The 23,340-nt window shown below is 61.3% G+C and carries 26 protein-coding genes; 16 read left to right on the top strand and 10 right to left on the bottom strand.

Annotated elements, in window-relative coordinates; all coding sequences use genetic code 11:
* Position 1 precedes the first annotated feature (1 nt).
* Positions 2-397 carry a VOC family protein gene (locus DDE77_RS03395; RefSeq protein ID WP_108396034.1) on the top strand — a complete coding sequence of 132 codons (396 nt, stop codon included), beginning with the start codon at positions 2-4 and terminating at the stop codon, positions 395-397.
* A 5-nt stretch (positions 398-402) separates the two neighbouring features.
* Here the strand turns inward: DDE77_RS03395 and DDE77_RS03390 are convergent, their stop codons facing one another.
* The 4 genes from DDE77_RS03390 to DDE77_RS03375 form a co-directional block, all read right to left on the bottom strand.
* Positions 403-1,023 (bottom strand): HAD family hydrolase, encoded by a 621-nt coding sequence (locus tag DDE77_RS03390; protein ID WP_108396033.1) that lies wholly within the window; start codon positions 1,021-1,023, stop codon positions 403-405.
* Positions 1,024-1,090: 67 nt separating this feature from the next.
* Positions 1,091-1,666, bottom strand: coding sequence for a TadE/TadG family type IV pilus assembly protein (locus tag DDE77_RS03385; RefSeq protein WP_108396032.1), 576 nt, complete (start codon positions 1,664-1,666; stop codon positions 1,091-1,093).
* Entirely contained in the window at positions 1,663-2,247 is a 585-nt protein-coding gene (locus DDE77_RS03380) for a TadE/TadG family type IV pilus assembly protein (RefSeq protein WP_108396031.1), read from the bottom strand. The genes DDE77_RS03385 and DDE77_RS03380 overlap by 4 nt, the downstream gene beginning before the upstream one ends.
* 115 nt (positions 2,248-2,362) lie before the next feature.
* Positions 2,363-2,815 carry a pilus assembly protein N-terminal domain-containing protein gene (locus DDE77_RS03375; protein WP_108396030.1) on the bottom strand — a complete coding sequence of 151 codons (453 nt, stop codon included), beginning with the start codon at positions 2,813-2,815 and terminating at the stop codon, positions 2,363-2,365.
* A gap of 393 nt (positions 2,816-3,208) precedes the next feature.
* On the opposite strand from DDE77_RS03375, the gene DDE77_RS03370 reads away from it, so the two are divergent.
* The 8 genes from DDE77_RS03370 (at position 3,209) to DDE77_RS03335 (ending at position 11,327) form a co-directional block, all read left to right on the top strand.
* Positions 3,209-3,418: a Flp family type IVb pilin gene (locus DDE77_RS03370; protein ID WP_108396029.1), complete on the top strand. Its 210-nt coding sequence runs from the start codon at positions 3,209-3,211 to the stop codon at positions 3,416-3,418.
* Positions 3,419-3,450: 32 nt separating this feature from the next.
* Entirely contained in the window at positions 3,451-4,020 is a 570-nt protein-coding gene (locus tag DDE77_RS03365) for an A24 family peptidase (protein ID WP_245895067.1), read from the top strand.
* A gap of 159 nt (positions 4,021-4,179) precedes the next feature.
* Positions 4,180-5,088: a Flp pilus assembly protein CpaB gene (cpaB, locus tag DDE77_RS03360; protein ID WP_108396028.1), complete on the top strand. Its 909-nt coding sequence runs from the start codon at positions 4,180-4,182 to the stop codon at positions 5,086-5,088.
* Positions 5,089-5,101: 13 nt separating this feature from the next.
* Positions 5,102-6,499 (top strand): type II and III secretion system protein family protein, encoded by a 1,398-nt coding sequence (locus DDE77_RS03355; RefSeq protein ID WP_157959653.1) that lies wholly within the window; start codon positions 5,102-5,104, stop codon positions 6,497-6,499.
* 36 nt (positions 6,500-6,535) lie between these two features.
* Positions 6,536-7,807: a CpaE/TadZ family protein gene (locus DDE77_RS03350; protein ID WP_108396026.1), complete on the top strand. Its 1,272-nt coding sequence runs from the start codon at positions 6,536-6,538 to the stop codon at positions 7,805-7,807.
* Positions 7,808-7,833: 26 nt separating this feature from the next.
* Positions 7,834-9,327: a TadA family conjugal transfer-associated ATPase gene (locus DDE77_RS03345; RefSeq protein ID WP_245895066.1), complete on the top strand. Its 1,494-nt coding sequence runs from the start codon at positions 7,834-7,836 to the stop codon at positions 9,325-9,327.
* Between the two features lie 4 nt (positions 9,328-9,331).
* A complete protein-coding gene (locus DDE77_RS03340) occupies positions 9,332-10,306 on the top strand; it encodes a type II secretion system F family protein (RefSeq protein ID WP_108396025.1) in 975 nt (324 codons plus the stop codon).
* A 10-nt stretch (positions 10,307-10,316) separates the two neighbouring features.
* Complete coding sequence (locus tag DDE77_RS03335; protein WP_342748540.1) at positions 10,317-11,327, top strand: type II secretion system F family protein; 1,011 nt, start codon at positions 10,317-10,319, stop codon at positions 11,325-11,327.
* A gap of 52 nt (positions 11,328-11,379) precedes the next feature.
* Here DDE77_RS03335 and DDE77_RS03330 read toward each other — a convergent pair whose 3' ends face one another.
* Positions 11,380-12,144 carry a tetratricopeptide repeat protein gene (locus DDE77_RS03330; RefSeq protein WP_157959652.1) on the bottom strand — a complete coding sequence of 255 codons (765 nt, stop codon included), beginning with the start codon at positions 12,142-12,144 and terminating at the stop codon, positions 11,380-11,382.
* Positions 12,145-12,283: 139 nt separating this feature from the next.
* Between DDE77_RS03330 and DDE77_RS03325 the strand changes: the two genes are divergently transcribed.
* Positions 12,284-13,636, top strand: coding sequence for a leucyl aminopeptidase family protein (locus tag DDE77_RS03325; RefSeq protein ID WP_108396023.1), 1,353 nt, complete (start codon positions 12,284-12,286; stop codon positions 13,634-13,636).
* On the opposite strand, the gene DDE77_RS03320 is transcribed toward DDE77_RS03325, so the two are convergent.
* Positions 13,633-14,571: a 2-hydroxyacid dehydrogenase gene (locus DDE77_RS03320; RefSeq protein WP_108396022.1), complete on the bottom strand. Its 939-nt coding sequence runs from the start codon at positions 14,569-14,571 to the stop codon at positions 13,633-13,635. The genes DDE77_RS03325 and DDE77_RS03320 overlap by 4 nt on opposite strands.
* Positions 14,572-14,641: 70 nt before the next feature.
* Positions 14,642-15,547, bottom strand: coding sequence for a c-type cytochrome (locus DDE77_RS03315; RefSeq protein WP_108396021.1), 906 nt, complete (start codon positions 15,545-15,547; stop codon positions 14,642-14,644).
* Between the two features lie 255 nt (positions 15,548-15,802).
* Here DDE77_RS03315 and DDE77_RS03310 point away from each other — a divergent pair, with 255 nt between their 5' ends.
* From DDE77_RS03310 to DDE77_RS03290, 5 genes are all read left to right on the top strand, one after another.
* Positions 15,803-16,633, top strand: a complete 831-nt coding sequence (locus tag DDE77_RS03310) for a prephenate dehydratase (protein ID WP_108396020.1) — start codon at positions 15,803-15,805, stop codon at positions 16,631-16,633.
* Positions 16,634-17,399: 766 nt separating this feature from the next.
* Entirely contained in the window at positions 17,400-18,242 is an 843-nt protein-coding gene (gene dapD, locus DDE77_RS03305) for a 2,3,4,5-tetrahydropyridine-2,6-dicarboxylate N-succinyltransferase (protein ID WP_108396019.1), read from the top strand.
* Positions 18,243-18,246: 4 nt separating this feature from the next.
* Complete coding sequence (gene dapE / locus DDE77_RS03300) at positions 18,247-19,395, top strand: succinyl-diaminopimelate desuccinylase (RefSeq protein ID WP_108396018.1); 1,149 nt, start codon at positions 18,247-18,249, stop codon at positions 19,393-19,395.
* Positions 19,392-19,934 (top strand): hypothetical protein, encoded by a 543-nt coding sequence (locus DDE77_RS03295; protein ID WP_108396017.1) that lies wholly within the window; start codon positions 19,392-19,394, stop codon positions 19,932-19,934. Before dapE ends, DDE77_RS03295 begins: the two co-directional genes overlap by 4 nt.
* A 16-nt stretch (positions 19,935-19,950) precedes the next feature.
* Positions 19,951-20,520 carry a hypothetical protein gene (locus DDE77_RS03290; RefSeq protein WP_108396016.1) on the top strand — a complete coding sequence of 190 codons (570 nt, stop codon included), beginning with the start codon at positions 19,951-19,953 and terminating at the stop codon, positions 20,518-20,520.
* Here the strand turns inward: DDE77_RS03290 and truA are convergent.
* The 3 genes from truA to def all read right to left on the bottom strand — a co-directional run bounded on the left by truA (position 20,517) and on the right by def (position 22,832).
* Positions 20,517-21,254, bottom strand: a complete 738-nt coding sequence (truA, locus tag DDE77_RS03285; RefSeq protein WP_108396015.1) for a tRNA pseudouridine(38-40) synthase TruA — start codon at positions 21,252-21,254, stop codon at positions 20,517-20,519. The two genes, DDE77_RS03290 and truA, sit on opposite strands and share 4 nt — an antisense overlap.
* The gene (fmt, locus tag DDE77_RS03280) at positions 21,255-22,175 is read right to left on the bottom strand and encodes a methionyl-tRNA formyltransferase (RefSeq protein ID WP_108396014.1); all 921 of its coding nucleotides are present in this window, start codon (positions 22,173-22,175) and stop codon (positions 21,255-21,257) included.
* Between the two features lie 141 nt (positions 22,176-22,316).
* On the bottom strand, positions 22,317-22,832 hold the full coding sequence (def, locus tag DDE77_RS03275; protein WP_108396013.1) for a peptide deformylase: 516 nt from the start codon (positions 22,830-22,832) through the stop codon (positions 22,317-22,319).
* A 120-nt stretch (positions 22,833-22,952) separates the two neighbouring features.
* Here def and DDE77_RS03270 point away from each other — a divergent pair, with 120 nt between their 5' ends.
* A complete protein-coding gene (locus tag DDE77_RS03270; RefSeq protein WP_108396012.1) occupies positions 22,953-23,333 on the top strand; it encodes a GFA family protein in 381 nt (126 codons plus the stop codon).
* Positions 23,334-23,340 lie beyond the last annotated feature (7 nt).

Raw genomic sequence — 23,340 nt, 5'->3', positions numbered from 1 at the left:
GATGGCCAAGATTGTCCATTCAATGATCCGGGTCCTTGATGAGGCTCGTTCGGTTGATTTCTACGAACAGGCCTTCGGGTTGAAGGTGCAGGAGCGCATCGAATTTCCCGAGTTCGCGCTGATCTATCTAGCGACAGAGACGGGCAGCTTCGAGCTGGAACTTACCGTCAATTTCGGCCGCACCGAGCCCTATGATCTCGGCGATGGCTATGGGCATCTGGCATTCGTCGTAGACGATGTGGACGCCGAGCACGCGCGCCTAAGCGAACTGGGCTATGGTCCGCGCAAGCTCGTCGATTTCAAGAACGGTGACGTGCCCGTCGCCCGCTTTTTCTTCATCGCCGATCCCGACGGATATCAGATCGAAGTCATCGGGAAGGGCGGCCGCTTCGGCTGAACGCCTCACTTCGCCTTGAGTGGCAATCCCAGGCCGATCAGTTCGCGCCGCAACGCAACCGGATCGGTGAAGTGAATCCCATGCATCCCGAACTTGCGTGCCGAAGAAATATTGGGCTCGCTGTCGTCGATGAACACGCAATTCTCTGGCGCCACGCCGTAGCGTTCACAGAAAACGCGGTAGATGCGCGGATCCGGTTTAACCAGGCCCTCAAGCCCTGAAACAATCACGCCATCGAACTTTTCGAGGAATGGCCATTCCGGCAGGCAACTTACCCACTTTTCCCAGGAGAAATTGGTGATGGCGAAGGTGGGTATTTCCTGATCAACCAGTTCATCGTGGATCTCGATCGTGCCCTGGATGAAGTCGCCCAACGTTTCTTTCCAGCGCAAATCAAACGCCTGGATTTCGCGCCAATACTTCGGAAAGCGCGTGATGAGCTTGGCAACGCCTTCGGAATAGATTTCACCCGCGTCGAATTCCAGATTCCAGTTCAGCGTGCAAACGCTCTGGTGAAACCACAAAGCGTCTTCCTCGCTCTCGAAGAGCTTGCGGAAGAGGTACATCGGGTTCCAGTCGACGAACACGCCGCCAAGATCAAAAACGGGAATAAGCGTATCGGTCATGGGAAAACTCTGGCGGGTGGGAGAATATGCCGGTTTGTGGCACGTGGCTCCGCACGGCGCAAGCGCGTCAGCGCCCGTCGAGTCTTATCCGTCCACCGAAGCGGGGCATGAAGAAGTTTTCGCGGTAAAGCGTCACCGGACTGGTGTAGACGATTCCGTAAAGCGGGGTATAGGGCAGGCGGGTTTCCGCAACGATGACGTGATCGCCCTCCGCAATATCGAGCACGGCCTGTGGCAGGACATATTCCGCGCCATCAGCCCGATCGAGCTTGGGGTCGGGTTCCTGGTCGTCAAAGCCGCGCGACCAGACGACCTTCGCTTTTCCGTTCTCGACTTTTACCTGGCTCACGATCTGCACCATGCCGTCGACCACATAGGGAGAGATGATCCCCCCCGCGACATTGACATAGTTCTGAAGGTCGCCCGAACTGATATCCGTGTCCGTACGCGCCACCAGATCCCCCACCGCGCCCGATATCAGCTGCACCTTGCGGTCCATGCTGATCAACATGCTAGCTTCATTGGCTCCTACATAGAGGATCAGCATGGCTGGCAGGATCAAGGCAAATTCCACCGCCGCAGCACCGTTCTCCGCAATTCTGAACGACCGGAGCTTTGCTGCGAAACACTTGGCCAATCTCATGTGTATGGCTCATTGCGCAGAACCGTGGTGCCACTCATCAGCCGCGTGCCATCGCCCAGATTGCCGAGGTGAGCGCCGCCGATGTCAATGATCGTGGGCCATTTGTAATAGACTTGCACCACAATGAGGCTCGAGCCTTCGCCGGCATTGAAAGTCTCGGGGCGGGTCCAGTCGCAAGCGTCCACTTTGCAGTTGGCAAGGTCTAATGGGGCAGTGATTGTGACGTCAGCAAAACGATCCGAATTCTGCTTCTTAACCTCGACGTGCAAGGCATCGCAGTCCCGGAACAATCCATAAAGCCGATCGCAAACGCGTTCCTTGAACTTGGCAGGGCTGTTGATTCCCATCTGGTGAACCTGGCCCGTGCGGATCAAACGGCTGACATCCTGCACTGCAGCGTCAAGAATCTGCCCGGAAAGGAAGACAACCGCCGTTTCCAGGATTGCCGCAACAATGGCGAAAAAAGGCAGGGCGAGGAGGCCAAACTCGACTGCAACAGCGCCGTGTTCATCACGCGTGAACTTGCCCCGTCGGTTGCCCAACAGCGCTCTGGCAATCTTCGATGCGATCCTGCTGGACAAAGGCCACGCTCTCCTTGCGGGTCTAGTCTAGGAGCATGTCACTAATCGGATATTTACGACGCCGCATACGGCGCGGCGGAGTCCCAACGGCGTTAATGAAGCACTAACAGCCGGTCTAGTTTTGCCCAATGGTCTGGATCAGCTGCGCTGAGGCAACCGCCTGCCCGGAGAAGCCGGGATCGTCACCCATGGTGACTGTGCTCTGGCAGATCGGCGCACAAGCAAGGCTGGTGCGTGCCTGACCCTGGTACACGGTCAGCGTTCCCGCCTGCATCTGCACCACCTCAACGATCGTGTCGGCAATCGGCTGACCCTGGCTGTCGAGTACGATCAGATTTGTCTGCCCATAGCTCTTGCCGGTCAGCACCAGCGTCTGTGGATCCTGGATCAAGACGTCCGCAATGCCAGGATTGCCCACGATCACCGTTGCAGCCGACGCATTGATGCGCAGGATACGCGCCATGTTCACATTGACATTGATGGGCGCGTCGGCCGCAAGAGCTGCAAGCGGCGTCAAGGCGGAGCCGAACAGAGCCACGGCAAGAACAAGGGTAAGGTTTTTACGCATGGGGACTGGTCCGGCTACTCAACTACAACGCCAACCAGTTTCCACCGGAATGGTGAACATTTTGCAAACAGCACCAGTGGTGAAAGTTTCCGTGGCCCTTGTATAGTGCTGACGCGCACTGCATTCTGCGCCAGATAAACTTGAGGCGTACTATCTGCGGAAGTATTGTGCCTCCTTCCCGCATGTAGAGCTGCAAACGGTGCCCATTGGATAAAATGAGAAGTGTTCCATTAACCTGCTGATAAACATGCGGAAATCTGCTTGATTTGCTTCGATCAGCGAGCGCTCCGTTTAACACTATCTCAAGATGTGACCAATAATTTCGCCAGTGTTCGATGTGTGACGTGTCGAACGATGAGCGTCACTGGATGACGTAGAAACTGGAGCCTGGTAATGAACATCTTCGCACGCTTCGCGCAGGACGAGTCTGGCGCAACCGCAATTGAATACGGCCTGATCGCCGCCCTTATCGCTGTCGGTATCATCGCAGCAGCAACCACCCTTGGTGGCAACCTTTCGGGTCTTTTTGGCGGTATCGCCACCCGTTTGGCGGGCGAGACCGCAAAGACCACAGCTGGCGCTAGCGCTGGCACTGGTGGCTGACCGAACTTTTTAGCGCGTCTAAGGGGGGCATCATGCCCTCCTTTTTCGTTTTCCTTAACCCTGGCGCTTTATCCTTCCGGCAAACCGATCCGGAGTCCGCCATGTCCTCCCTAGCGCTGCTGATATTTCCCTTCGCGATGGCCTTTGCCGCCACCTCGGACCTCCTGACCATGCGCATTTCCAACAAGCTGGTGATGCTTCTAGTCGGCGCTTTCCTGATCGTGGCCCTAGCAACCGGCCTGCCGCTCGCAGAATTTGCCATGCACCTGACCTGCGCCCTTGTGGTGCTCGTCGTCGGCTTTGCCTTTTTCGCCTTTGGCTGGATCGGCGGCGGCGACGCCAAACTTGCAGCTGCCACCTCGCTCTGGCTTGGCTTCGGGCTCGCGCTTCCCTTTATCGTCTATGCCGGTCTGCTGGGCGGCGCTTTGACCCTCCTGATCCTTTCCTTCCGTCGTCTGCCGCTCACCCCGTTTATCGCCCGCTTCCGCTGGATCGAGCGCCTCCATGACCGCAAGTCCGGCGTGCCCTACGGCGTCGCGCTCGCCGCCGCAGGCCTGCTGGTCTATTCCAATTCGGCCATATTTGAGCGCCTCACCGCTTAGTCAGGAAACTCCAAGCCGTATCAGACTTGCACTTTCATAGAATCAACGCCGCGTTAACTCTCCCGGCAAAGTTTCGATTAACCAAACTTTGACCCTTTGGGTTCACACTTCACCCGGTGGATAAGGACGTCTCCGTCCTGCCTGTAACCGGAGTGACAGATGAAGCCGGCCCGATTGATATTGCTGCTCGTGGCCATTGTTGCTGGTGGTCTCGCGGCCTTTCTGGTGACGCGCGGTGGCGGTTCCACGCCGGAACAGATCGTCACCACCGAAGTGATCGAGGAAGCCAAGACGCAAGTTCTAGTCGCGAGCCTGCCTATCGGCGTTGGCGAGCGGCTATCCCAAACGAACCTGCAATGGCAAGACTGGCCCGAAGGCGCCGTGCGCCCCGAATATGTCACCATCGCTGCCATGCCCGAGGCCACCACCGATCTCACCGGCGCCGTTGCGCGTTTCGAATTCTTCCCCGGCGAGCCGATCCGCGAGGCCAAGCTTGCCCACACCGACCAGGGCTATCTTTCGGCCGTGCTGGCTGAAGGCAAGCGCGGCGTGTCCGTCCCCGTAACGGCCGCCTCCAGCGCCGGCGGCTTTATCCTGCCGAACGATCGCGTGGACGTCCTCCTCACGCGCAGCACCGATGCCGGCCAGTTCTCCGAAGTTGTCCTGTCCAATGTGCGCATCATGGCCATTGGCAAGCGGCTGGGAGAAGTGGGCACGAGCGGCGGCCAGGAAGATCCCGCAGCCTCGTCACCCACCCCCATCACCTTTGATGACGCGACGATCGCCACTCTTGAGCTGGACCCCGCCCAGGCCGAAACCTTGGTGACGGCCGCAACGCAAGGCCAGCTCTCGCTCACCCTGCGCTCGGTTGCCGATTTCACCGAAAGCGCGCCTCACACCACCAATTCAACCCAAACCGTGCGCCTGATCCGCTTCGGCCGCGAGCAGAGCATCAATGCCGGCACCACCGTGAGCAGTGTCACGCCCCAGGCTGTCGTGACGCCTGTCCCGCCGATGGAACTCGCCACCGAAGACGCTGACACCGCGTCCAGCCAGCAAGCCCAATAGGGTGGAGACCACAATGTCCAAGACCACCAACAGTCTCCCCCGCCTGTTCCGGACCACGGCCCTTGCTGCCTTTCTGGCCGCAACGGCGATCGGCGCCCCTGCTGTGCAGGCCCAGGAAGCCCACATCACCGTTTCGCCCAACGCTTATGGCGCAACGCGCAAGGTCGAGATCGAACTCAACAAGACCATGCTGGTCGATCTGCCGGCGGGCGCGGCCGAAGTGATCGTCTCCCAGCCTGATGTGGCCGCAGCCATCATGCGCACCCAGAGCCGGGCGATCCTGCAGGGTATAACCGGCGGCGACACCAATGTGCTGTTCATCGATGCGCAGGGCCGCACCATTGCGGTGCTCGACGTCAAAGTCATTGAACAGCCTTCGCAAGTTGGCAACGCCCTGGAATCTGCTCTTGCCCGCGTCATCCCAGGCTCGCGCATCTCGGTGGAATCCGTCACTCTGGGCGACGACACCAATCGCGTCGTGCTGACTGGAACCGTGCTCTCCGGCGAAGACCGGGAGCGCGCCACGGCCATTGCCGTGCAGTTTGCCGGCGATCCAGAAAACGTCGCCAACATCATCGATATCACCGGCCATCAGCAGGTCATGCTGCAGGTCACCGTGTCGGAAGTGAACCGCGACCTCGCCAAGCAGTTCGGCGTCAATCTTTCCGGCTCCCTCAGCGTCGGCAGCGTCAATCTCGGCCTCAATGCACCCGCACCCGCCGCTACGCCGACTTACGCTGGCACTGGCGATTTCAGCATTGGCAACCTGCAGCTCGACGCCGCCATTCGTGCGCTCGAAACCCGCGGGGGGCTCCGCGTCCTGGCCCAGCCAACCCTGACGGCTATCTCGGGCCAGCCCGCAGAATTCCAGGTGGGTGGCGAGTTCCCGATCCCTGTGCTGGATGACAATGGCAACACTGTCATCACCTACAAGGATTACGGCATCACCCTCAACTTCACCCCCGTGGTTAAGTCAAACGGCTTTGTTGCACTCACCATCGACACCGGCGTTTCCGAAGTCCAGGCCGGCACCTTCGCCCTGACCAGCCGCTCTGCCAAAACCGCGGTCGAGCTCCAGCCCGGCACGACGCTGGCGATCGGCGGCCTGCTTCAGGAGCGCACCAGCCAGCAGATCCAGCAATTGCCGGGCCTGGGCAATATCCCGATCTTGGGCGCCCTGTTCCGCTCGCGCGACTACCAGTCCCAGCAGACCGAGCTGGTGATCCTTGTCACGCCCTATCTGGTTGCGCCCAGCCCGCTCAACGCCATCGCCGTTCCCACCGACCGCACAATGCCAGCCAGCGACGCCGAGGCGATTTTCCTGGGCAAGCTGGAGACCATGTACGGCGTGGGCAAGACCGGCGAAATCCGCGGCAGCATCTCGGGTTCGGTGGGTTTTATTCTCGACTAGGGAAGCCATGGTCCCTGGCGAAGGAGTGTTTGTTTCATGAGTTTCCTCACCCCTGACGCAAAAATCAAAGAAGAACCCGCGACGGAAATCGCGCAGGGTGCCCGGCTGATCCCGCGTATCACCATCCAGGCCTTTTGCGAAAATTCGCAAACGGCGCAGCTGGTGGAAAGCGCGATCCATGATCGGCGCATGTCCAAGGTTGCGCTGACCACCCATAATGGCGGCATCGACGGGGCAATCGAGACCTACAAGTCCAACCCGACGCCCAACCTCATCATCGTTGAAACCACCCTCTCGCCCGCTGAAATTCCGATGGCGCTGGAGCGGTTGGCCGAAGTCTGCGACGCATCCACCCGCGTCGTGGTCCTGGGCCATGTCAATGACGTGGTGCTCTATCGCGACCTGATCCGCTCAGGCATTTCCGAATACATCGTGCTGCCCGCGACTGCGGCGCAGATCGTTCTGGCCATTACCGAACTGTTCGCTGCTGAGAACGCCGCGCCCATCGGGCGCACCATTGGCTTCATCTCGGCCAAGGGCGGCGCTGGCGGCTCGACGGTGGCGCACAATGTGTGCTGGGCCATCGCGACAATCTTGCGGCAGGACAGCCTGATCCTCGACATGGATTTGCCATTCGGCACGGCCGGCCTGAACTTCAACCAGGATCCGCCCCATGGCCTTGCCGATGCGGTTCTGGCCAACCAGAAGGTCGACCAGACCATGCTGGACCGCCTCATGAGCAAGGCGGCCAACCACATCAACCTCCTGACGGCGCCGGTCACGCTGGACCGAACCTTCGACTTCGAAGAACGCGAGTTCGAGCCGATCATCGAAATGTGCCAGAACACCATGCCTATCGTGGTGCTCGACATCCCCCATGCCTGGAACGCTTGGGTGCGCCACACCCTTGCAACCATTGACGAGCTGGTGATTGTTGCCGAGCCAGATTTGGCCAATCTGCGAAACGCCAAGAATTTGGCCGATACCATCAAGGCGCTGCGCCCTACGGAAAACGCACCTTCACTGGTTCTTAACCAAGTTGGGATGCCACGGCGCCCCGAAATCAATCCCGGCGAGTTTGCCCTGTCGGTTGAATGCGAGTTGATCGGCCAGATTCCGTTTGATGCGGCCCTGTTCGGCACCGCTGCCAACAACGGGCAGATGATCGCCGAGGTGTCGGCCAACAACAAGATCAACGACGTGTTCCGCTCCATCGGCATGCATGTCACGGGGCGCAACGCAGCCCACAGCGCGGGCAAGTCATCGAGCCGGATGAAGCTGCCCTCGTTCCTCAAGAAGCGGGCCTGAGCGCCCGCTGAAACGGTAGGACTACAATGTTTGGTAAGCGCACCACTTTTGGCGGCAACACGCCCGGCGTCAGCGAAGTCGCGCGGCCAATCCCCAGCGCTCCACCGCGCGCCGAAGTCTCTCCACCCACTCGGCGGTCGACCGACACCGATTCCATGGGCTCCCGCATGCGGCCCCATGAAGAGGTCGTGGATGTCCGCGCTCCGGCCGAAGCTGCGCGCGACAAGGAATATTTCCAGACCAAGTCCGCGATTTTCAACGCCCTGATCGACTCCATTGACCTCAGCCAGCTTGCGACCATGGAGTCCGAAGCGGCCCGCGAGGAAATCCGCGACATTGTTGCCGAGATCATCGCGCTCAAGTCGATCATCATGTCCATTTCCGAGCAGGAAGACCTGCTCGAGGACATCTGCAACGACGTCCTTGGCTACGGGCCCCTCGAGCCCCTGCTGGCGCGGGACGACATCGCCGATATCATGGTGAACGGCTCGCAGAAATGCTACATCGAAGTGGCCGGTAAGGTGCGCCTCACCAATGTGCGCTTCCGTGATGATGCCCATCTGATGAACGTATGCCAGCGCATCGTGTCCCAGGTGGGCCGCCGCGTCGATGAAAGCTCCCCCATTTGCGACGCCCGCCTGCCTGATGGGTCGCGCGTCAACGTTATCGCGCCGCCACTTGCGATCGATGGCGCAGCCCTCACCATTCGTAAGTTCAAAAAGGACAAGCTGACCCTTCAGCAGCTGGTAAAATACAATTCCATCTCCCCCGAAGGCGCCGAGGTTCTGCGCATTCTGGGGCGTGTGCGCGCCAATGTCCTGATCTCGGGAGGTACCGGTTCGGGCAAGACCACGCTGCTCAACTGCCTTACCGCCTTTATCGAAAAAGACGAACGCGTCATCACCTGCGAAGACTCGGCTGAATTGCAGCTGCAGCAGCCGCACGTTGTACGCCTTGAAACTCGCCCGCCCAATCTGGAAGGGGAGGGGGAGATCACCATGCGCGATCTCATCAAGAACTGCCTGCGTATGCGCCCCGAACGCATCATCGTGGGCGAAGTGCGTGGCCCCGAGAGCTTTGACCTGCTCCAGGCCATGAACACGGGCCATGACGGCTCCATGGGAACGCTCCACGCCAACTCTCCGCGCGAAGCCCTGTCCCGTCTTGAATCCATGATCACCATGGGCGGCTATTCGCTGCCCAGCCGCACCATTCGCGAAATGATCACCTCGTCCATCGACGTGGTCGTCCAGGCTGCCCGCCTGCGCGATGGTTCGCGCCGCATAACCCACATTACCGAAATCCTCGGGATGGAAGGCGATGTGATCGTCACGCAGGACATCTTCCTCTACGATATCCTGGGTGAAGACAGCAATGGCATGCTGATCGGCCGTCACCGTTCTACCGGCATCACCAAGCCGCAATTTGCCGAGCGCGCGCGCTATTTCAACGAGGAAGCTAACCTCATCGAAGCGCTCGAAAAGTCCAACACCGAGCAGCGCGAATTGCTGGATTCCTGATCCCATGAACATGCTTCTTCTCGCCCTGCTGGGAACGATCTGCATCGGAGCGCTGGGCCTGGCCCTTGTGCCTTCCGCCCTGGGCGGGGGGCGCGCCGAGCAACGCCGCAAGGCCCTGCAAGGCGATCTGCGTGCCAAGCGCGTGGAAACGGCCGCGGCTCGCAATCGCGATCAGCGCCGCAAGGACGTGCAGCGCGTTCTCAAGCAGCAGAACGACTCGCTGATGGCGCGAAAGCGGCTGACGCTGGCACGCCTGCTGTTCCAGGCCGGCATGACCATCAAGCCTGCTACCTTTATCCGCAACAGCATCATCTTCGGTGTGGTGCTCACCCTCGTGCTGGTTCTGGTGCAGGTACCGATTTTCCTTGCGCCCATCTTTGGCGCCGCCGCCGCTTATCTGGGCCCGCGCTGGTGGGTCGGCCGCAAGCGCAAGAAATACCAGAGCCTGTTCCTGGACGAGCTGCCCAACGCCGTTGAAGCCATCGTGCGCGGCGTCAAGACGGGCCTGCCCCTCAACGACTCCATCCGCGTCGTTGCCAAGGACGCCAAGGAGCCGGTCAAATCCGAGTTCGGCCGTGTCCTCGACCAGCAGGCTTTTGGCATGTCCATGACCGAGGCCGTTGGTGTCCTGCTCGACCGCGTGCCGCTCCCGGAGGTCAATTTCTTTGTGGTCGTGATCACCGTTCAGCAGCAGGCCGGCGGCAATCTCAGCGAAGCGCTGGGCAACCTTGCCAAGGTGCTGCGCAACCGCAAGAAGATGAAGCAAAAGATCAAGGCCATGTCCTCCGAAGCCAAGGCCTCCGCTGGAATCATCGGCTCGCTTCCCTTTGTCGTGGGTATCCTGGTCTCCCTGACCTCCCCGACCTATCTGCTGCCGCTGGTCAGCAGCACGCTGGGCCATATCTGGCTCGGCATCGGCATCATCATGCTCTCGGCCGGTGTGTTCGTCATGAGCAAGATGGTCAAGTTCGAGTACTAGGAGATAGCCGGTGAACATCGTTGCGCTACTCAGCAACCGCGAATTCCTGATCTCCGTTCTAGCCGCCATTTCGGCCGCGGCCGTGGTGTTCACCTTTGGCTCGAGCTTCATCGTCAAGTCCGAGATGCGCGAGCGCATCAAGCGCGTGGCCCTTGAGCGCGAAAAGATGCGGGCCGAGGAAATGGCACGTCTTCGCGGCGGTTCGGCCGTAACGGACGGCCGCGGCATTCGCCGCAACGCCGAAACCAAGACCTACATGAAAAAGATCGTCGAGCGGTTCGACCTAAAAAAGGCGTTCCAGGACGATGCCACCGTCGACAAGCTCGCCATGGCCGGCTTCCGCGGCCCGGGGCATTTGACGACGTTCCTGTTTATGCGCTTTGCGACCCCGATCGGCTTCTTTGCAGCGCTCGCCGTTTATCTTCTCTTCCTCAACCCTGGCGATCGCCCACTCTACCTGAACCTGGTCTACGCTATTGGCGGGGGCATCGTGGGCAGCTATCTGCCCATGGTTCTGCTGAAAAACACCACCACCAAGCGCCAGTTCTCCATCAAGCGCGCCTGGCCTGACTGCCTCGATCTGCTTCTGCTCTGCGTAGAATCGGGCATGTCCATGGAACATGCCTTCAAGCGCGTCGCCAAGGAAATCGGCCACCAGAGCCCCGAGCTCGCCGAAGAGCTGACCCTGACCACGGCCGAACTCGCCTTTCTCGAAGACCGTGGCCGCGCCTATGAAAACCTGGGTCGCCGCACCGGCCTCGATGGCGTCAAATCCGTCATGACCGCCCTGATCCAGGCCGATCGCTACGGCACCTCTGTTGGCCAGGCCCTGCGTGTCATGGCCGAAGAAGGCCGCGAAATGCGCATGATGGAAGCTGAAAAGAAAGCCGCTTCCCTGCCGCCCAAGCTCACCGTCCCCCTGATCCTGTTCTTCTTGCCCGTCCTGTTCATCGTCATCATCGCCCCCGCCATGATCAAGATCTTCGGCCCTGGTGGCGCGGCTGCCGGGGGCGTCGGCTAACGCGCAAAAACAAAGGCCCTGCAAAGCAGGGCCTTTTCAACACCAGCTCGCTTTACCCAGCGGCAATCGCCTCCCAGCGGTTCTGCTGCGTCAGCAAGGCCCGCACATAGTTCATGTTGCTTTCCACCTGCTCGGGTGGCAGTTCCGCCGCATAGATGGCCCGGCATTCCTCGAACCGCCCCTGCAGGCCCACGACCAGCGCCAGATTTTGCCGGATCTGGCTCGATGCCCCCCGCATCTGCACCGCGCGCCGCAAATGTTGCTCGGCCACCTGCAGATCGCCTGTCATGGCATAGGAAAGCCCCAGATTGGCCTCGATCGAGGCTTCCCCCGGCGCCGCTACAAGCGCCTGCTTGTAGATCTGCCGCGCCTCCTGGTTACGCCCCAACTGGTCCAGCGTCGCGCCCTTGACCAGCAGCGCATTCCAATCCGGCGCATCGGGCCGGATCACCCCATCCAGCAGGGTTAGCGACTGGTCGAACCGCCCCTGCGCTGTCAGCGCCTTGGCATAGGCAACGGTGATATCGACATCCCTTGGATGCGCCGCAACGCCCACTTCGAGCGCCGCAACCGCCTGCTGGCTTTGCCCGGCCGCCCGCAAGGCCGCCGCGTAATGGATGATGACGTTCTTGTCCTTGGGGTTCTTTCTGTAGCGCGCCGTCAGCTCCGCCAGTGTCTGCTGGCTTTCGGCGAGCGGCCGGCCGGAATAATCGGGCGAAGCCGTGCGATTTGATGCACAGGCGCCTAGCGCCACGGCCGCCACTCCAACCATCAGCAAGCGGCGCATAGTGCGGGAAAAGCGATGGAGGGACGTCACGGGGCAACTCCTGTGGCACAGTGCATCCCTAGAAGTAATTCATTAACCCTAACGCTGTGTTAAAAGGAGATTTTGGTGTGTTGTGAGCGCTGCCCGCCACCGCTAGTTTGCCCGGCAAGTCCCTGCTTCGGAGCGCGCCATGCCAAATTCTTCTTCCCTGCCCATCATTGCCGTCGAGGAAAATGGGCTCGCGCAAGCCGGCCTCTCCGGCACCCATGCGAACTGGGCAGCGGCCAATGATTTCACCGGGCAGCGCGGCCGCATCCTGGCGCTCCCTGACAATGAGGGGGCAGTAACGGGATATCTTTTCGGCATGGGCAAGCCCGAAGACCGCTCCGGCTTGGTGCTGGGCCTTGCGGGCGCATCCCTGCCCGAGGGCGACTACCATCTTGAGGGCGCCTATGGCGATCCGACCCTGGCCGCAACAGCGTTTCGCCTGGGCACCTACAGCTTTGACCGGTACCGCAAGGGCAAGCCTGCCGCGCGCCTTGCTGCGCCAAGGCAGGCTGATAGTGCCGAAATCGACCGCCTCGTTGAAGCCGCCTTTCTGGCCCGCGACCTGATCAACACACCCACCAATGATCTGGGCCCCGACGCCCTCCATGCCGCTATCGCTGACTTCGCCCAAAAGCGCGGCATGCACCTTCGGGCCATTGTGGGCGACGAACTCCTCGCCGCCAATTTCCCCATGATCCACGCCGTGGGCCGCGCCGCGCCCCAGCCGCCCCGCCTGCTTGATCTCACCTGGGGCGACGAATCCCACCCCAGGATCACCCTCGTGGGCAAGGGCGTCACCTTCGATACTGGTGGCCTCGACATCAAGAACGCCACTGGCATGCTCCTCATGAAAAAGGACATGGGCGGCGCTGCCAACGTCCTGGGGCTGGCCAGCGCCATTGTTTCGGCCGGGCTCAAGCTGCGCCTGCGCGTCCTTATCCCGATCGTTGAAAATGCCATCAGCGGCAACAGCTTCCGCCCGGGGGATGTCCTTACTTCGCGCAAAGGATTGACTGTGGAAATCGGCAATACCGACGCCGAGGGGCGGCTGATCCTGGCCGATGCCCTGGCCCTTGCCGATGAAGAAGCTCCCGAGCTCCTCCTCGATATGGCAACCCTGACCGGAGCCGCCCGTGTGGCGCTGGGCCCGGAACTCCCAGCCCTTTACGCCACCAACGACACGCTGGCGCGGGACCTCATGAACGCCGGACAATCAGCAGACGACCCGCTCTGGCAAATGCCGCTCTGGTCGCCCTATGACGCGATGATGAAAAGCAAGATTGCCGACGTCAACAATGCCGGCTCCGGCGGTTTTGCCGGATCCATAACGGCAGCCCTGTTCATGCGCCGCTTCGTCGGCAATGCCCGCGCCTGGGTCCATCTGGACATCATGGCCTGGGCGCCGGAGGCGCGTCCCGGCCGCCCTGTTGGCGGCACCGACCAGGGCATCCGCGCCGTCTACAGCGTGCTCAAGCAGCGCTACGGGCAGGGCTAATAGCCCCGCCCACGATCGACCACATTGATCAAGGGCTCGCCCGCTTCGTGGCCCTTGATGATCCCCGAGAAATAGCGCACGCCCGAAGCTTCGTTGGAAATCGCCGCCACATGCGGCGTGATAAAGCAATTGGGAATGTTCCAAAGCGGGCTGTCCTGGGGCAGGGGCTCGGTCTCGAATACGTCAAGGCTCGCAGCCCCCAGCGTTCCGTCTGCTAGCGCCGCGACAATTTCGGCTTCGCGCTGGTGGCCCCCGCGCGCCGCATTGATGATAACCGGCCCGCCCAGCAAGCGGCCGCGCCTGAGCTTGCCAAAGGTTTCGCGGTTGAGAATTCCCGTGGTCTCCGGCGTCAGCGGTAAAAGGCAAACCAGGACATCGGTGCCTGAGAGGAATTCATCGAACTGCTCGGGCCCGGTGAACGCCTCCACGCCATCGATTGATTTGGGCGTCCGGCTCCAGCTACGCACGGCAAATCCCAGCGGCTTGAGCCGCCGCGCCGCGTCCTGGCCGAGCACACCCATTCCCATGATGCCCACGGCGGTTTCCGACGCCGCCGGTGGATAGTACTGATCCCAGCGCCGTGCCTTCTGGTCAGCCTGGAACTTGCTGAACCCACGATGATGCATGGTGACATGAGCCACCACATAATCGCTCATGCGCTGGCTCAGATCCTCGTCTACAAAACGCACGATAGGGGCGTCCGGCAGCTTGGGGTGCTTGAGCAGTGCATCAACGCCCGCACCCAGTGAAAGCACAGCACGCAAACCCGTCAGCCCCTCAAAGGCGTCCGGCTTAGGCTTCCATACGAAAATGTAGCGCACCTCCGCTGGGTCGAATTGGTCGCCCCGCCGCACAACGGGGTAGGGGGCCAGCGCTTCGGCAAAGCGCTTTGCCCAGCTGGCTTCATCGACATCGGACAGGTGCAGGAGCAACATTGGTAAAACCCTCAAGAAAAAGCCGCATCCAGGGGACGCGGCTTAAACAAATCACAATCGGGCGGAAGCCTTAAGGCGTTTGCGCCGGAGCCGGTGTCGTGCTCTGCGGGAACGAGGTTCCCGGGGAAGCTGCGGGAGCAGCAGGCGGCGGTGCATCCACCTGATCCTGCGGGGCAGGCGAGCCGCCAGTGCCGCTCGTCGTCGGCGTGCCTTCCACTTGCGTTTCCTGCTGCGTCGTCACAGGCGAATCGGTAACGGCGGCTGGCGCTGCCGGTGCAGCAACTGGATCTTCCTGCGGCGCAACAACTTCTTCAGGCGCAGCGATGTCCTCGAAGGGCTCTTCGGGATCGCCTTCAACGGCGCCGGCGCCATCCACAGGTGCAGGCGCTGGTGCTTCCCCTTCTGCCGGCGCAGGAGCGGGTTCAGCTTCTGGCGCAGGGAATGGCTTGGGTTCAGCCGACAGAGTCTGCAGATACGCAAGGATGTCGGCGCGCTCTTCTGGCGAACGCACACCGGCAAAATTCATCTTGGTGCCAGGCGCATAATCGCTCGGCTTAAGCAGGAACGCGTCGAGGTTCTCATAGGTCCAGACATCGCCTGCCGCGTTGTGGGCCAAAAGAGCTTCGGAATAAGCAAAATCGGGAACGCTGGCTTCTGGGCGCATCACAACGTCATAAAGATGCGGACCCTGCTTGTTGGGCTCGCCTTCACCAAAATTGTGGCACGACTGGCACTTCTTGACGGCGTTGGCGCCACGCTCGGCACTGGCGCTGGCCAGCAGCACGCCCAGCGGAACGGCCGGTGCGGCCTCCTCGGGTGCAGCAGCATCAGCAACTTCAGGCTCGGGCAGGGGATAGCCAGGTCCACTATTTTCGATGGGATGGTAGATCGCCTCGGCGACAAAGCCGACACCCATGACGAACAACAGCGTGCCCAGCACGGCGCCCATGATTTTGTTTAGCTCGAACGAATCCATTTGACCTTCTCTGCCCGTCCATCCGCATGGACATCTATTCGTATCGGCCACAACCCCCGATTGTCCAAAGGAAATCGCCTCAACGGCGGGCCAAACGCGGCCGGAAGATAGTCGCAAGCCCTTGGCTGCGCAACAGTGCAAAACCGCCTTGCGACAATTCCTCCACGCTGCGCTTCCCTCGAGGCAATGCAGCTTGATTGACTCCGGTTCCGCCGGGGGGCAAAACCCGGTGCCGACCAGCAATGGAATTATTCAATGACCAAGAAGATCGCTTTTCAGGGTGAGCCGGGCGCCTTCAGCCATGCCGCCGCCAACAATGTTTTCCCCGGCGAAGAAGCGATCGGCTGCGTCACATTCGAGGAAACCATTGGTGCCGTGCAATCGGGCAAGGCCGATTTCGCCGTCGTGCCGGTTGAAAATTCCCTTTATGGCCGCATCACCGATATCCACCATCTCCTGCCCGAAAGTGGCCTCTTCATTATCGGGGAAACATACCTTCGGGTCGAAATGAACCTGCTTGGCGTTCCCGGCGCCACGCTGGATGACATCAAGGCGGTCCAGTCGCTTTCTGTCGCGCTTGGCCAGTGCCGCCGCTTTATTTCCGAACGCGGCCTGCGTACCATCAACGCCGTCGATACAGCCGGCTCTGCCCGCGAAGTGGCCCAGAAAGCAGACAAGGCTGTCGCCGCCATTGCGTCCCGCTTTGCCGCGGAGATCTATGGCCTCAACGTCCTCGCCTCCAACATCGAGGACGCCGCGCACAACACGACCCGCTTCCTCGTCCTCTCCCGCGACAAGCAGGAGGCGCCCCAGGCTGCCGGCAAGGTCAAGACCACCTTCGTCTTCCGCGTCCGCAACGTCCCCGCCGCCCTCTACAAGGCCATGGGCGGCTTTGCCACCAACGGCGTCAACATGACCAAGCTAGAAAGCTACATGGTCGGCGGCGCCTTCACCGCCACCCAGTTCTACGCCGACATCGAAGGTCACCCCAACGACATCGGCGTCCAGCACGCATTCGAGGAACTGGGCTTCTTCACCGACCAGTTCAGGATTCTAGGCGTCTACCCAGCCAGCGAAAACAAATAGCCGCCACCTAATACACAATGCCCCAAAGGCCTCATGGTGAGCCTGTCGAACCAGGAGGCTGCGCGGGTGGAGGCTAGGTGCCAAGTCGCCATGGCTCGATAGGCTCACCATGAGGACTACTGAGCGACTGCGGCCGCCGCTCTGCTTAAGAAGAGCGGCCAGTGGCACCATCCCACCCACCCACAATGTCACCCCGGGCTCGACCCGGGGCCGATCCCGAGATCCCACCCCAGCCGCAAGGTGGTTCGAAAAGCCCATCTCTAACCTAACCATCTCAGGATGGATCCCGGGTCGAGCCCGGGATGACACCGCGCTTGTGGCTGATCCGGTAAACTAAAGTTCCTCCCTCCAGGGGAAGCTAGGTGGTGTTCCTTCACCTATAGTTATCCCCCTTCTCCCCCCACCCTCAACATCCACTAATCTCTCCCCACTGCCTTCACTAACCAGCGGGTCGCGCGAACCGGCTTGTGAAGGGGCAGATGGGGCGGGGATGTCGCGATCCCCGTAGGACGGCGGAAGTGATTGTGGGGGCTATTGACGCCTCTCGTCCAGAGTCGCGCCGGGATCAGCCTAAAATCCCATCTGATGTGGCGAGGCTTTGTCTCACTACACTAAACTACTCCGGGGCAAGGCCTCGCCACATCAACGCTGCTCATCACCGCACCCGGGGCGGCGCTTTGGCACGCCTGCACTATCCTGAACCGATTGACACCGCGCCCTCCACGGCTATGGTCCGCGCGCTCATCTGTTTACGGAAACTCCCGCCATGTCACACGCCGATCTCGCCAGGATTATTGACGACGCTTTCGAAAACCGCGCCGAGATCCGCTTCGACACCAAAGGCGAAGTCCGCGATGCGGTGGAGCAGGCTCTGGCGCTGCTCGACAAGGGCGAGGCTCGCGTTGCCGAAAAGGTCGACGGCAACTGGCAAGTCAACCAATGGCTCAAAAAGGCCGTGCTGCTGAACTTCCGCCTCAATGACAACCGCCTGATGGAAGGCGCGCCCGGCGGCTCCTCATGGTGGGATAAGGTCCCAACGAAATTCGAAGGCTGGGGCGAGAACCGCTTCCGCGAAGCTGGCTTCCGCGCCGTGCCCGGTGCCGTGGTCCGCAGCCCGGCCTTTATCGGTCGCAACGTCGTCCTTATGCCTAGCTTCGTCAATGTTGGCGCCTATGTCGATGAAGGCACCATGGTCGACACCTGGGTCACCATCGGCTCCTGCGCCCAGATCGGCAAGAACGTCCACATCTCGGGCGGCGTCGGCATCGGCGGCGTGCTCGAGCCGCTCCAGGCCGGTCCCGTCATCATCGAGGACAATTGCTTTATCGGCGCCCGCTCTGAAGTCGTCGAGGGCGTCGTCGTCGGAGAAGGCTCCGTCATCTCCATGGGCGTCTTTATCGGCGCCTCCACCAAGATCGTCGATCGCAACACCGGCGAAATCCACATCGGCAAGGTGCCGCCCTATTCCGTCGTTGTTTCCGGCTCCCTCCCGGGCAAGCCGCTCCCCGATGGCACCCCGGGTCCGAACCTTTACTGCGCCGTGATCGTCAAGACCGTCGATGCCCAGACCCGCTCCAAGACCGGCATCAACGATCTCCTTCGCGACTGAACCCATGAGCGTTGAAGCCCTCGACCTGCTCAAGCGCATGATCGCCTGCCCGTCGGTCACCCCCGATGAGGCCGGCGTGCTCGACCTGCTCGAGGCCCAACTGGCCGGCATTGGCTTCACCGTTACTCGGCTGCGCTTTGAAGGCGATGGCTCCTATCCCGTGGACAATCTCTTTGCCATTCGCGGCAAAGGGGGCCGCCGCCTTCTGTTTGCCGGCCATACCGACGTCGTCCCTCCCGGTGATCTCGCCCAATGGAGTGCCGACCCCTTCACCCCGCGTGAAGCCGAAGGCAAGCTCTTTGGCCGTGGCGCCGCCGACATGAAGTCCGGCATTGCAGCCTTCATTGCGGCTGTTTCGGATATCCCCCTCGAAAGTGGCACTGTTATGCTGGCCATCACCAATGACGAGGAAGCTGACGCCGTGAACGGCACCGAGAAGCTGATGGAGTGGGCGCAGGCGCAACAGCATCATTTCGATTTTGCCATCGTCGGCGAGCCCAGCGCCACCGCACAGACCGGCGACAGCATCAAGATCGGTCGCCGCGGCTCCTTTTCTGGCCTCATCACCGTCACCGGCACGCAGGGCCACGTCGCCTATCCCGAGCGCGCCAACAATCCCCTGCCAACCCTTGCCCGCATCGTCACCGCACTCAACACGACGATCGACACCGGCACCGACCACTTCCCGCCCAGCAATCTCGAAGTTACCTCGATCGATGTTGGCAATCCTATTGGCAACGTCATTCCAGCCTCCGGCACCATCCGGTTCAACATCCGCTACAATGACCTTTGGACCCCCGAAACCCTCAATGCCTGGGTCCGAGAGCGCATCGCGGGCGTTGATCCCGCCGGCAGCAAAATCGAATTCACCGTTTCTGGCGTTCCCTCCCGCTCCTTCCTGTCGCCCCTCAGCGACGATGTCGAAACTCTTGCCACGACGATCGCGGAGCTGACCGGGAACCGCCCGCAAATGTTCACCGGTGGCGGCACATCCGATGCCCGCTTCATTGCGCCCTATGGCCCGGTCGTCGAATGCGGCCTACCCGGCCCATCCATGCACAAGGCGGACGAACACATCCGCCTCCAAGACCTAACCCAACTTACCGATCTCTACCGCCGCTTCATGCAGCGCTTTTTTGCGGGTGCCGCGTGAAACTCTGGGGCGTCCTCAGCGACGCAACCAAGGGCTGGCTGCTGGTTATGCGCGGCAAACCTGAATGGCAGGAGCATTTCTCCTTGTCGGCCCCAGGCCTTGTCACCGCATTCCTGGTCTTTGCCCTTGCCGCCTTCATCGCGCTAATCTTTGCCTCCATGAGCATAGGCGTGCCCAGCCTGCCTGGCTTCATCGCCGCCATGTTCGTCCTTGCTCTGCCGATCCTGGCCTTCTGGCTTTCGCTGCTGACAACGCGGTCCATGCTCAAGACAAATCAACCCATCCTGCCGCTGATGGTGCCCGGCATTTATGCCCTGACCGCCTTTCTGCTGATCGAAGGGCTTCTCGCTATGCTGGGCGGGCCGATTGTCGTGCTTTCCTGGATTGCTCTGGGCTTTGTCTTGTTCCGCCTTGCTCGCGCCGCAACTGGCTGGAATGTCGGCGTAGCCTCCTGCTTTGCCGTTTTCACCGTTCTCCTGCTTGTTGCCCTGCGCTTGGCGCTTTACATGCTCTCCAGTTCCGCCGGCATCACCATCTAACCTTCGAGACCAACCCTTGGCCAAACCGAATGCAACTTTCCTCGAAGAACTGACGTCGGCCGTGCAAGGCTGCATCGCCCTGGTCACCGGCAAGCGTGATGCGCCATCCTATTTTGATTTTTCCCAGCGGGGTCTCCTGGGCAGCCTCATTGCCGTTGTGCTCGGCATTGCGATCGCCGGCTTTGGCCCCTTGCTGGTCGGGGTCCCCCTGCCACAGGGCGCGGCTACCCAGTCGATCATTGTCAATGCGGTGCTGTTCCTCGCCCAGGCCGGAACGGCTTATGTCGCCCTGCGCCAAATGAGCCGGCAGGATGGCTTCCTGCCCTATTTTGTGGCATCCAATTGGGTGACGCTGGTTTCGGCCATTCTGCTGCTGCTCTCGTTCATGCTGGGCCCTCTGGGCATGATCGTGCTGCTGGGCGTGGTGATCGTCGCCATAGCGACCTTCATCAATATCGGCCGCCTGATCGTCACCCTGACGCCAGTGCAGATCGGCATCCTGTTCGTGTCCCAGGCCGTCGGCGTGTTCCTCGCGCTGGGCATCGTGGCCGTTCTTCTGGGCCCATCCGCAACGGCCGCCGGCTAGTAGTCAACCATGGTAAAAAAGAGCCCGCTGGCCGGCGCCATGGCCCCGCATTTGCTGCGGTCGCGCGCATCCAGCACGGCACGCAGCTTTTCAGGCGCCCACTTACCCTCGCCAACGAGTTTCAGCGAGCCAACCATCGAGCGGACCTGATGGTGCAGGAAGCTCCTGGCGCTTGCCGTCACCAGGATATGCTCGTTTTCCCGCCGGACCGAAAACACGTCTAGAGTGCGCAAAGGCGAGTTCGCCTGGCATTCGGATGAGCGGAACGTTGTGAAGTCGTGCAACCCCAGGATCGTGCCTGCAGCCTTGTTCATAGCCTCGGCATCGAGCGGCATGGGAACATGCCACACATAGTTACGCTCGATAACGGCCGGTGCCCGCCGATTCAGTATACGATATTCATAGTGCCGCGCCTTGGCAGAGAACCGGGCCTCGAATGCCGGCCCGACCGCTTCCGCGGCGACAACGGCGACCGGGTCTGGCCGCAGATGGTAGTTGAGCGCTTCACGCACCCGGAACGGGTCCCAAGGCTTGCTCAGCTCGAAATGCGCGACCTGTCCCAGGGCATGCACGCCGGCATCGGTGCGCCCCGCAGCCTGCGTCGCGACGGTTTCGCCCGACATGCGAAAAATCGCCTGCTCCAGCGCCTGCTGCACCGATGGGCGATCGCTTTGCCGCTGCCAGCCAGAAAAAGGCGTGCCGTCGTATTCGAGCGTCAGCTTGAAACGATGCATTTAGCTAACAAGGAGGGGCAGGGGACCGGCGCCGCGCAGGAACGTCGCGGCATCCATGGCGCCCTTGCCCTCGCGCTGCACCTGGGTCAGCCGCACCGCGCCATCCCCACAAGCTATGGTCAGCCCGTCCAGCAGGGTTCCGGGCGCACCCGCTCCGCTCGCCATGGTGGAGCGCAGTGCCTTTACCCGCACCGGCTTGCCCCCAAGGGTGATCTCGAACCAGGCGCCGGGAAAGGGCGAGAGGCCCCGAATATGGTTATGGACCTCCTGCGCCGGCCGGTTCCAATCGATCCGCGCTTCGGCCTTTTCGATCTTCTTGGCGTAGACCGCGCCTTCTTCCGGCTGCGGAACAAAGTCGAGGCTGCCCCGCTCCAGAGCGGCCAGAGCCCGGCCCATCAGATCGGCGCCGACGCGCATCATGGCATCATGCAACTCGCCGGCAGTCATGTCGGGACCAATGGGAATAACCTCCCCCAGCGCAACAGGCCCGGTATCGAGCCCTTCATCCATCTGCATCACCATGACGCCGGTTTGAGCATCACCGGCCATCACGGCGCGCTGGATCGGCGCCGCTCCGCGCCAGCGGGGCAGGAGCGAACCGTGCAGATTGAGGCATCCAAGTTCGGGCGCTTGGAGGATCGGCTTGGGCAGCAGCAGGCCATAGGCCACCACCACGGCGAGTTCGGCGCCATGGCTGGCAAAAAGCAGCTGTTCGGCTTCCCCGCGCAGCGATTTGGGCGTGAAAACAGGGATGCCGAACCCCTCTGCCGCCAGATGCACGGGCGTCTTGCGCTCTTCCTGGCCACGCCCCGCCGGCTTGGGCGCACGGGTATAAACCGCCACGACCTCGTGCCCGGACGAGACGATCTCGGTCAGTGTCGGCACGGAAAATTCCGGCGTGCCCATGAAAATGATCCGCATGCTCGCCGCTCCATCCTTGGGCAGGTTCTAACCGTCGCCGTCATTGCCCGGCTAGTCCGGGCAATCTACCTCGCAGCCCAAAAATTGCATCACCGCGACAGGCCCGGTGATGACGTCGATCAAGCTACTACTGGGAAGGCGTCAGCCAGCCGCGCGCTTGGCTGCCTTGTCGAACTTCTTGATCACGCGGTCGCGCTTCAGCCGGCTGAGGTAATCAATGTAGAGCACACCATCAAGGTGATCGATTTCGTGCTGGATGCAAACGGCCAGCTTGCCTTCTGCTTCCTTGGTCACCTGGTTACCATCGAGGTCGGTATAGCTCACCGTCACTTCATTGGGCCGCTCGACCTCATAGTAAAGTTCGGGGATGGACAGGCAACCTTCCTCGGTTATCTGCATCTGCTCGCCGAAATGGGTGATCTCGGGATTGATCAACACCATCGGGTCGGGCGTCTCCCCTTCAGGTGCCAAATCCATGACCACGATGCGCTTCATGACGCCGATCTGTGGTGCAGCCAGGCCGATCCCGGGCGCGTCATACATGGTGTCCAGCATGTCCTGGGCGAGCGTCTTGATCTCGTCATCCACCTCGACGATGGGATCGGCAACTGCGCGCAAGCGCGCATCGGGAATAACGAGAATGGGGCGTACAGCCATGGCAAGAGGTCCGGCAAAAAAGGGATTTCCCTTCCGATATGGTATTTCCCGACGTGCGGTCAACTCCGCCGGCGGAACTTGGGACTTTGGCACGCGTTTCCAGACGCAAAGGAGGCTGGCATGGACAAGCTCTTCGAAGGCGGGTGTCGCTGCCACGCCGTGCGCTACAGGCTTTCCGGAGAGCCCTTCAAGACGGGCCTTTGCCACTGCACCGACTGCCGCAAGGAAACTGGCTCGCCCTTCCTGTACTATGCCGATTGGACACGAGGCGCCTTCACCGTCACCGGCGAATACAAGACCTTCGAGGGCCGCAGCTTTTGTCCCAATTGCGTGAGTGCCCTGTTCCACCTCAGCGGTGATCACGTCGAAATAGCGCTGGGCTCGCTCGATGAAGCCCCGGTTGGGCTCGTGCCTGAGACGGAAGGATGGATCAAGCGGCGCGAACCTTGGATGGTCGGCGTTGCGGGCGCGGGACAGTTCCGCGAAGACCCTCCCGCCTAGAACATTC

This window comes from Devosia submarina (genome assembly GCF_003056345.1).
GTDB lineage: Bacteria > Pseudomonadota > Alphaproteobacteria > Rhizobiales > Devosiaceae > Devosia > Devosia submarina.
This window is presented reverse-complemented; position numbering and strand designations above follow the sequence as displayed.